Source organism: Lentzea sp. NPDC054927, assembly GCF_053610285.1.
The window spans coordinates 1-9016 of the sequence record NZ_JBSGXZ010000088.1 but is presented as its reverse complement, the minus strand read 5'-3'; the positions used below and the strand labels follow the sequence as shown (position 1 = coordinate 9016).

12 protein-coding genes are annotated in these 9016 nt (G+C 65.0%); all 12 read right to left on the bottom strand.

The genetic code is table 11. From position 1 onward, the window contains the following. Window positions 1-201 precede the first annotated feature (201 nt). The gene (truA, locus tag ACWGE0_RS45410) at window positions 202-996 is read right to left on the bottom strand and encodes a tRNA pseudouridine(38-40) synthase TruA (protein ID WP_452267053.1); all 795 of its coding nucleotides are present in this window, start codon (window positions 994-996) and stop codon (window positions 202-204) included. Window positions 997-1055: 59 nt separating this feature from the next. Next, the gene (gene rplQ, locus ACWGE0_RS45405) at window positions 1056-1622 is read right to left on the bottom strand and encodes a 50S ribosomal protein L17 (RefSeq protein ID WP_452267052.1); all 567 of its coding nucleotides are present in this window, start codon (window positions 1620-1622) and stop codon (window positions 1056-1058) included. A gap of 51 nt (window positions 1623-1673) precedes the next feature. Continuing rightward, window positions 1674-2732 (bottom strand): DNA-directed RNA polymerase subunit alpha, encoded by a 1059-nt coding sequence (locus ACWGE0_RS45400; RefSeq protein WP_452267051.1) that lies wholly within the window; start codon window positions 2730-2732, stop codon window positions 1674-1676. A gap of 151 nt (window positions 2733-2883) precedes the next feature. After that, entirely contained in the window at window positions 2884-3489 is a 606-nt protein-coding gene (gene rpsD, locus ACWGE0_RS45395) for a 30S ribosomal protein S4 (RefSeq protein ID WP_319972333.1), read from the bottom strand. Between the two features lie 23 nt (window positions 3490-3512). Further along, on the bottom strand, window positions 3513-3920 hold the full coding sequence (gene rpsK, locus ACWGE0_RS45390) for a 30S ribosomal protein S11 (protein ID WP_015105236.1): 408 nt from the start codon (window positions 3918-3920) through the stop codon (window positions 3513-3515). 37 nt (window positions 3921-3957) lie between these two features. Beyond that, window positions 3958-4338: a 30S ribosomal protein S13 gene (gene rpsM / locus ACWGE0_RS45385; RefSeq protein ID WP_030478319.1), complete on the bottom strand. Its 381-nt coding sequence runs from the start codon at window positions 4336-4338 to the stop codon at window positions 3958-3960. A gap of 220 nt (window positions 4339-4558) precedes the next feature. Further along, on the bottom strand, window positions 4559-4672 hold the full coding sequence (gene rpmJ, locus ACWGE0_RS45380; RefSeq protein WP_010148647.1) for a 50S ribosomal protein L36: 114 nt from the start codon (window positions 4670-4672) through the stop codon (window positions 4559-4561). Between the two features lie 25 nt (window positions 4673-4697). After that, window positions 4698-4919 carry a translation initiation factor IF-1 gene (gene infA, locus ACWGE0_RS45375; RefSeq protein ID WP_005166804.1) on the bottom strand — a complete coding sequence of 74 codons (222 nt, stop codon included), beginning with the start codon at window positions 4917-4919 and terminating at the stop codon, window positions 4698-4700. 122 nt (window positions 4920-5041) lie between these two features. Beyond that, window positions 5042-5716 carry a hypothetical protein gene (locus tag ACWGE0_RS45370; RefSeq protein ID WP_452267050.1) on the bottom strand — a complete coding sequence of 225 codons (675 nt, stop codon included), beginning with the start codon at window positions 5714-5716 and terminating at the stop codon, window positions 5042-5044. A 126-nt stretch (window positions 5717-5842) separates the two neighbouring features. After that, window positions 5843-6619, bottom strand: coding sequence for a type I methionyl aminopeptidase (map, locus tag ACWGE0_RS45365; RefSeq protein WP_452267049.1), 777 nt, complete (start codon window positions 6617-6619; stop codon window positions 5843-5845). A gap of 62 nt (window positions 6620-6681) precedes the next feature. Continuing rightward, complete coding sequence (locus tag ACWGE0_RS45360; RefSeq protein ID WP_452267048.1) at window positions 6682-7242, bottom strand: adenylate kinase; 561 nt, start codon at window positions 7240-7242, stop codon at window positions 6682-6684. Next, a complete protein-coding gene (secY, locus tag ACWGE0_RS45355) occupies window positions 7243-8553 on the bottom strand; it encodes a preprotein translocase subunit SecY (protein WP_452267047.1) in 1311 nt (436 codons plus the stop codon). It lies immediately after the preceding gene. Between the last annotated feature and the right edge of the window lie 463 nt (window positions 8554-9016).

The following is a 9016-nucleotide window of genomic DNA, read 5'->3' as shown; positions in this document are numbered from 1 at the left end:
CTCCTGGTACGGCTCGTGACGGGACCACCCACCCGAACCGCACCACCTACGCAACGCGCCGCCGCCCAAAGCAACAGGCGTGCCATCAACCCGCGTGCGGCGTGGGACAGGTCCTTGATCAGATTGGCGGGGTCCGGGGCGGAGCCCCGAAATCCCTAAACGGGACCATCCCTGAGCAAGGCGACCACCCTCAAAGCCGCGTCAGGACGACAACGTCCGAACCCGCCGAGTCGCCTCAGCCCGAGCCCCAAGCTCCCCGTCCCCGGGAAAATCCACCCGAACCAAACACAACCCGTGCGCCGGAGCCACGGCCACCCCACTAGCCCGCCCACTCAACGCCAACAACGACGAAGGCCACCCCACCGGCTTCCGCCCCTCCCCAACAGCCAGCAACGCCCCGATGAGCGACCGAACCATCGAGTGGCAGAACGCATCCGCCGACACGAACGCCGTAATCACCCCATCAACCGAGGACCGCACCAGCTCGAGCCGCTGCAACTCCCGGATGGTCGTAGCCCCGTCCCGCCGCTTGCAGAAAGCACAAAAATCGTGCTCCCCCAACAACAACTCAGCGGCAACGTTCATAGCCGATACGTCCAGAGGACGCGGCCAAGCAAGAGTGTCCAACCGCCGCAACGGATGCGCCCCAGAATCAGCATCCGAAACCCGGTACTCGTAGTGCCTCCGCAACGCCGAAAACCGAGCGTCAAACGCATCAGGCACCACACGCGCAGAAAACACCCGCACATCCGCAGGCAACGCTCGGGCCAACCTCTTTGGCAGCCCTGCGACATCCACAGTGGACGGCAAATCGACGTGAGCGACCTGACCGGAGGCGTGCACCCCGGCATCGGTCCGCCCAGCCACGGTCAGCACGACGTCCTCGCGCAACACCATCGACAGGGTGTCCTCGAGAACGCCACAAACAGTCCGCCGGGAAGGCTGGCGGGCCCACCCGGAGAACTCGGTCCCGTCGTACCCGAGGTCCAACCGCACACGAACGAGCCCGCCGCCCCCGGAACCGGGAACGACGGGCTCGTCAGCAGACGTACTGCTCAGGACTTGTCCTTGTCAGACGCCTCAGCAGCCTCGTCCTTGGCCTCTTCGGCCTCGACGGCCTCAGCGGTCGGCTCGCCGTCAACCTCGACAGCGTCCTCGGCCTTGGTCTCGTCAGCCGCGTCCGCCTCGACGACAGCGGCCTCGGCCGGCTTCTCGTCCTTGGCGAACTTGGTCTTGCGCGCAGCCTCGGCCTCGGTGGAGACGAGCTTCTGCTGCACCAGCTCGATGATGGCCATGGGGGCGTTGTCGCCCTTGCGCGCCAGCGTCTTGGTGATGCGGGTGTAGCCACCGGAACGGTCGCTGAAGAACGGACCGATCTCGGCGATCAGCTTGTGCACGACGTCCTTGTCGCGGATCACCTTCATGATCTCGCGACGGTTGTGCAGGTCGCCGGCCTTGGCCTTGGAGATGATCTTCTCGGCGTACGGACGCAGCCGCTTCGCCTTGGCCTCAGTGGTCTTGATCCGGCCGTGCTGGAACAGCGCCGTCGCCAGGTTGGCGAGCAGCAGCCGCTCGTGCGCCGGAGACCCACCGAGCCGGGGGCCCTTGGTAGGGGTGGGCATCGCTTGCTCCTGTAGTTACTAAAAGAGATCCTCTAGCTCTGAATCAGAGCGTCAGAGCTGCTCGGTCTCCGCGTAGTCCTGACCGTCGTCGTGAGGGTCCAGACCGCTGCCTGCACCCCAACCGGCGTCGCCGGAGTGGTAGTCGGCTGCGGCGGCGGACGGGTCGAACCCAGGAGGCGAGTCCTTGAGCGCGAGGCCGAGGCCGACGAGCTTCATCTTGACCTCGTCGATCGACTTCGCACCGAAGTTGCGGATGTCCAGCAGGTCCGCCTCGCTGCGCGACACGAGCTCGCCGACGGTGTGGATGCCTTCCCGCTTCAAGCAGTTGTAGGAACGGACCGTGAGGTCCAGATCCTCAATAGGCATCGCGAACGCGGCGATGGTGTCAGCCTCGGCCGGCGACGGGCCGATCTCGATGCCCTCGGCGTCGATGTTCAGCTCGCGAGCGAGGCCGAACAGCTCAACCAGGGTCTTGCCCGCGGAGGCAACGGCGTCCCTCGGAGTGATCGAGGGCTTGCTCTCCACGTCGAGAATCAGCTTGTCGAAGTCCGTCCGCTGCTCGACACGCGTGGCCTCGACCTTGTACGTCACCTTGAGAACCGGCGAGTAGATCGAGTCGACGGGGATGCGGCCGATCTCGGCACCCGCCTGCTTGTTCTGGACAGCCGGGACGTAGCCGCGACCGCGCTCGACGACGAGCTCGATCTCCAGCTTCCCCTTGCCGTTCAGGGTCGCGATGTGCAGGTCGGGGTTGTGCACGGTGACACCGGCCGGAGGCACGATGTCGCCCGCGGTCACCACACCGGGGCCCTGCTTGCGCAGGTACATGGTCACCGGCTCGTCCTCTTCGGACGAGACGACGAGCTCCTTGAGGTTCAGGATGACGTCGGTGACGTCCTCCTTCACCCCGGGAACCGTGGTGAACTCGTGCAGCACGCCGTCGATGCGGATGCTCGTGACAGCAGCACCGGGGATCGACGAGAGCAGCGTGCGGCGGATCGAGTTGCCGAGCGTGTAACCGAAGCCCGGCTCCAGCGGTTCGATGACGAACCGGGAACGGGTCTCGGAGACCGCTTCCTCGGCGAGCGAGGGGCGCTGGGAAATCAGCACTGGGTTCTTCCTTCCTACAACGACGCCCGCTATTTGACGCCGTCAACAACAGCCAGCCGCGAGGACCGGCAAACGCACTCGGCACACCCTTCGCGCCGATGCGGGACCCGACCTCGGCGACCGTCCACAAGAGACGGCCGCCGAGAGAGGATCACTTCGAGTAGAGCTCGACGATGAGCTGCTCGGTGACAGGCGTGTCGATCTGCGCGCGCTCGGGCAGCTGGTGCACGAGGATGCGCAGGTTCGAGGAGACGACCTGCAGCCAAGCGGGAATCGGGCGGTCACCGAAGGACGCGCGCGCAGCCTCGAAGGGCAGCGTCGGCATGGACTTCGGCTTCACGTCGATGATGTCGAACTTCGACACCTGGTAGCTCGGGATGTTCACCTTGTGGCCGTTGACCAGGAAGTGACCGTGAGCAACCAGCTGACGAGCCTGGCGACGCGTGCGGGCTAGGCCCGCGCGGTACACCACGTTGTCGAGGCGAGCCTCGAGGATCTGGAGCAGGTTCTCGCCGGTCTTGCCGGGGCGACGAACCGCTTCCTTGTAGTAGCGGACGAACTGCTTCTCGAGTACGCCGTAGGTGTACCGAGCCTTCTGCTTCTCCTGGAGCTGCAGCAGGTACTCGGACTCCTTGACCCGGCCACGGCCGTGCTGGCCGGGCGGGTACGGACGGCGCTCGAACGCCTGGTCCCCACCAACGAGGTCGACCTTCAGGCGGCGCGAGATACGCGTCGCAGGTCCCGTGTAACGAGCCATTAGTTCTTACTCCTCCCCGTGCCTCAGACCCGGCGCCGCTTGGGCGGGCGGCAGCCGTTGTGGGGCTGCGGGGTCACGTCCTGAATGGTGCCGACCTCGAGACCGGCGGCCTGCAGCGAACGGATCGCGGTCTCACGGCCGGAGCCGGGACCCTTGACGAACACGTCCACCTTGCGCATGCCGTGCTCGGCGGCCTTGCGGGCGGCGTTCTCGGCAGCCATCTGCGCCGCGAACGGCGTCGACTTGCGCGAGCCCTTGAAGCCCACGTGGCCTGCGGACGCCCAGCTGATCACGTTGCCCAGCGGGTCCGTGATGGACACGATGGTGTTGTTGAACGTGCTCTTGATGTGCGCCTGGCCGTGCGAGACGTTCTTCTTTTCCTTGCGCCGGACTTTCTTGACCCCGGCGCCCGTGCGGGACTTGGGTGGCAAAACGAACTCCTAAGTTGAGGACAACAGACCCGAGGTCTTACTTCTTGCCGGCCTTCTTCTTGCCGGCCACGGTCTTCTTCGGACCCTTGCGGGTACGGGCGTTCGTCTTGGTGCGCTGTCCGCGAACGGGCAGGCCACGACGGTGCCGAAGACCTTCGTAGCAACCGATCTCCATCTTGCGACGGATGTCGGCCGCGACCTCACGGCGAAGGTCACCCTCGACCTTGTAGTTCGTCTCGATGTGGTCCCGCAGCTTGGCGAGGTCGTCGTCCGTCAGATCCTTCACCCGGAGGTCCGGGGAGATCTCCGTGGCGGTGAGCAGCTCCTTGGAGCGCGTACGACCGATGCCGAAGATGTAGGTGAGCGCGATCTCCATCCGCTTTTCGCGGGGGAGGTCGACGCCAGCGAGTCGTGCCATGTGGCGGTTAACTCCTGTCGATTACTTCCAGGTCTGCTCCTCGTCCAGTTCCGGTGACTGACTCGCTGACTGTCGTTCCGGCTGCTCTCACAGCCGGTGTCCCGGCCCCGGCCTGGAATCCGGGGGTGTCCGCACGCTGGTAGCCCTGCGTGCGGCAGGTACGAGGAGGCTTCTCGTTACTGCGTCATCGAAGATCTCGACGGGCGCGTGGTGGAACTGGTCAGCCCTGGCGCTGCTTGTGGCGCAGGTTCTCGCAGATCACCATGACCCGGCCGTGACGGCGGATCACCTTGCACTTGTCGCAGATCTTCTTGACGCTCGGCTGAACCTTCACGCCTGAGATCTCCTGCTATTGGAGGTCACTTGTAGCGGTAGACGATGCGCCCGCGGGACAGGTCGTAGGGCGAGAGCTCCACGACAACCCGGTCCTCAGGGAGGATGCGGATGTAGTGCTGTCGCATCTTGCCGCTGATGTGCGCGAGCACCTTGTGACCGTTCTCCAACTCGACTCGGAACATCGCGTTGGGGAGCGGCTCGACTACGCGGCCCTCGACCTCAATGGCCCCGTCCTTCTTGCCCATGTCCTCCGCGTTTCGTGACAGTGGTAATAACCTTTGGACGCGCGCCATCCCGGTTCGATCTCACCAGCAAGGGCATGACTGAACCGGCGCGACGGGTGCGCCACCTGACAAGTGTACGCAGTTCACTCCAGCAACCCAAATCGGGTCCGTTCTGACCCGCTGTCGGGCTGCGTGGCCCGCTCCAGCACTGGTCGGAGCTTCGCGATGCTGTTGATCTCGGACTCGTGCGTGCCCAGCACCGACCTGAGGACGCGCAGCCGCTGCGCCGCGGTCGCGGTGCCGTACCCGGTCTCGTCAGAGCACTTCTGAGCTGCGTTGTTGAGCGCGAGGTCGCCAGACCCGATGCCGTAGCTCTCCAGACTCGGGTCCCCCGGCCCGCGCTGGGCGAACCCGGCACGGTCGAGGCAGTTCAGCAACGTCGCGCCGATGGCTCTGGTCTCCGCTGCCTCCGGACCCGCCTGGAGCCGGATCTCCCACTCGCGGACGACCGTGTCGTGCAGTGCCGTGATGCGACTCACGGCGTCGATGTACTCCCACGGCGCGGCTGCCCGCGCCCGACCCCCGCAGCCACCGTCGACGGGAGGCGGCGGGCTGATGAAGTTGGGACGGTGGACGTTGACGTCGGAGAACGGCGGTTCGCACTGCTCGACCGCCGCGATGGTGTCGGCCAGGAAGAGCTGATCGGCGATTTTCGCCGCCGGCACGTCCTGGTAGGTGAAGTCGGTGGCCGGCTTAGAGGCAGCACAGCCCGTGGTGAGAATCAGAAGCGCGGACAGGACGAAACGGGTTACCCCCACAATGCCCCCAAGCATTGGACTCGTTCGTCACCTCGACCGTATCGGCCGTGACAAACGAAATAGCCCCGTTCACCGCAGGGCGAACGGGGCTATTTCCAAAACCGTTGGGGCGCAGTGCTTTGGGGCTCACTCTTCCTCGGGGGCGGTGAGCACCCAGGGACCGTCCTCGGTGATCGCGACGCTGTGCTCCCAGTGCGCGGCACGCGTGCCGTCGAGCGTGATGACAGTCCAGCCGTCTTCCAGCTCCTGGGAGTCGTCCGTGCCGAGCGTCAGCATCGGCTCGATCGCGATGGCCATGCCGACCTTGAGCTTCGGCCCCTTGCCGGGCTTGCCGTAGTTCGGCAGGAACGGATCCATGTGCATCTTGGAACCGATGCCGTGGCCGCCGTAGTCCGCGACGATCCCGTACTCGATGCCGTCGCGCTCGCCCGACTCGATGGCGGAGGACTCGATGGCGAACGAGATGTCCGTGAGCCGGCCGCCGGGCACCGCGGCCTCGATGCCCGCGAGCATCGACAGCCGGGTCGCCTCGGACAGCTTGTGGTCCGCGGGCGACAGCTCGCCGACGCCGATGGTGACCGCCGAGTCGCCGTGCCAGTCGTCGAGGATCGCACCGCAGTCGATCGAGATCAGGTCGCCCTCGGCCAGCACCTGCTTGCGGCTGGGGATGCCGTGGACGATCTGCTCGTTCACCGACGCGCAGATGCTCGCCGGGAAACCGTGGTAGCCCTTGAACGACGGGATGGCGCCGGCGTCCCTGATGGTCTGCTCGGCGATCTCGTCGAGGTCCCAAGTGGACACACCGGGCTTGACCGCGTCCACCACGTTCTTGAGGGCGCGCGCCACGACCAGGCCGGAGGCGCGCATCGCCTCCAGCTGGCCACGGGTCTTGATCTCGATCATGCGTTCACTGCCTGAAGCACCTTGTACGACAGAGCGAAGCCGGTTGAGCAGTCCACCAACACTCACTTCTCAGCGCGCAGCGAGTGCAACGCGGCGAGGGCACGCTCACTGATCTCGTCGATCTCGCCGACCGCGTCGATGGAGATGACCTTCTCCGCGTAGAAGTCGAGCAGCGGCGCGGTCTCCGTCCGGTAGACCTGCTGCCGGTGCCGGATGACCTCTTCCTTGTCATCCGTGCGCCCGCGCGCCAGCAACCGCTCGACCACGACGTCCTCGTCGACCCGGAACTCGAGCACGGCGTCGAGGTCGTGCCCCGCCGCCGCCAGCATCTCCCCGAGCACCTTGGCCTGCGCGGTGTTGCGGGGGAACCCGTCGAGCAGGAACCCGTGGTCCGCATCCGAGTCGGCCAAGCGCTTGCGCACCATCTCGTTCGTGATGGAGTCAGGCACCAGCGCGCCCTCGTCGAGAATGCTCTGCACCTCGAGCCCGAGCTCGGTCTGGTTGCTGATGTGTGACCGGAAGAGGTCGCCCGTCGAGATGTGCGGCACGCCGAGCTTGCGGCTCAACACTTCAGCCTGGGTGCCCTTGCCCGCACCCGGCGGGCCAACGAGAACGAGTCGCATCTAGCGGAGGAACCCTTCGTAATTGCGCTGCATGAGCTGGCTCTCGATCTGCTTCACGGTGTCGAGACCGACACCGACCATGATCAGAACCGCGGTGCCACCGAACGGGAAGTTCTGGTTCTGGCCGTCACCGGTCAGGTCCAGGAACAGGTTCGGAAGGATCGCCACGATGCCGAGGTAGAGCGAACCGGGGAGCGTGATGCGACCCAGCACGAACTTGAGGTACTCGGCGGTGGGGCGACCGGGACGGATGCCGGGGATGAAGCCACCGAACTTCTTCATCTCGTCAGCACGCTCGTCCGGGTTGAACGTGATGCCGACGTAGAAGTACGTGAAGAAGACGATCAGCAGGAAGTACGACGCGATGTGCACCCAGCTCGACTGCTTGACCAGGTACGTCTGGACGAACGTCGAGAACCAGTTCGGCTCCGTGGAGGAACCCTGGGTGAGCCGCACGACCAGGTCCGGCAGGTAGAGCAGCGACGAGGCGAAGATGACCGGGATGACGCCGGCCTGGTTCACCTTGAGAGGAAGGTACGTCGACGTGCCGCCGTACATACGACGGCCGATCATGCGCTTGGCGTACTGCACCGGAATGCGACGCTGGGCCTGCTCGACGTAGATGACGCTCGCGATGATGACGAGAGCAGCAACGACCACCAGGGCGAACGTGATGCCGCTCTTGTCGAGGATGTTCTTGCCCTCAGCCGGAATGCGGGCGGCGATACCGGTGAAGATCAGCAACGACATGCCGTTGCCGATGCCCTTCTCGGTGATCAGCTCACCCAGCCACATGATGACCGAGGTACCGGCGGTCATGGTGATGACCAGCACGATGAGGGTGAAGATGCTGTCCTTGTTCGGGATCACATCCTGGTCGCACTCACCGAACAGCTGCCCACGCACCGCCAGGGCGACCAGACCAGTCGACTGCAGGATCGCCAGCCCGATGGTCAGGTACCGCGTGTACTGGGTCAGCTTGCCCTGACCAGCCTGCCCTTCCTTCTTCAACTGCTCGAACCGCGGGATGACCACGGTCAGCAGCTGAATGATGATGCTCGCGGTGATGTACGGCATGATGCCCAGCGCGAACACCGACAAGTTGAGCAGTGCACCACCGCTGAACAGGTTGATCAGCGAGTAGATGTTCTGACCTTCAAGCTGTTCAGCACACGCCCGCACGTTCTTGAAGGACACGCCCGGCGCGGGCATGGTCGCTCCAAGCCGGTACACAATGATGATCCCGAGCGTGAACAGGATCTTCTTGCGTAGATCCGGCGTCGCGAGAGCCGAGCGGAATGCGCCGAGCACGCGAACCTCCTGAGCGTTGCCGACCCCCAGGGACCGGCACATGCGGTAGTTGGCAGGCCGAGGATGGTAGCCACGACCAAGCGACCCGGAGGACATCCGGGTTCAGCCCGCGACTCTAACAGTCCTCAACGACCCCACCGTACCCAGTGGCCAATCACAGGTTAGAACCGGTTGATCACTCACGGCCGCACTAGGCCATCCGGGCCAACTACCCCACCAAATCCGTGCTACGAGCAGCGATTACGCCGACCGCGAACGTTTGCACCCACCCCAAAGTTCCGCAAAAAATACTCGCGAAGCGAACCCACACCGATGCCGCAGGCGAGGCGACCCGAAGGCGAAGCCGAGGCGTCCTTAAGTCTTGAAACAGCGCTCCGGGTGGGGTCCCGTCACGAGTCGTGCCTAGCACTCGCTGCAACCAGGTAGGGGTGTCAACTCGACACGCTTTTCGTCGAGTTGACAC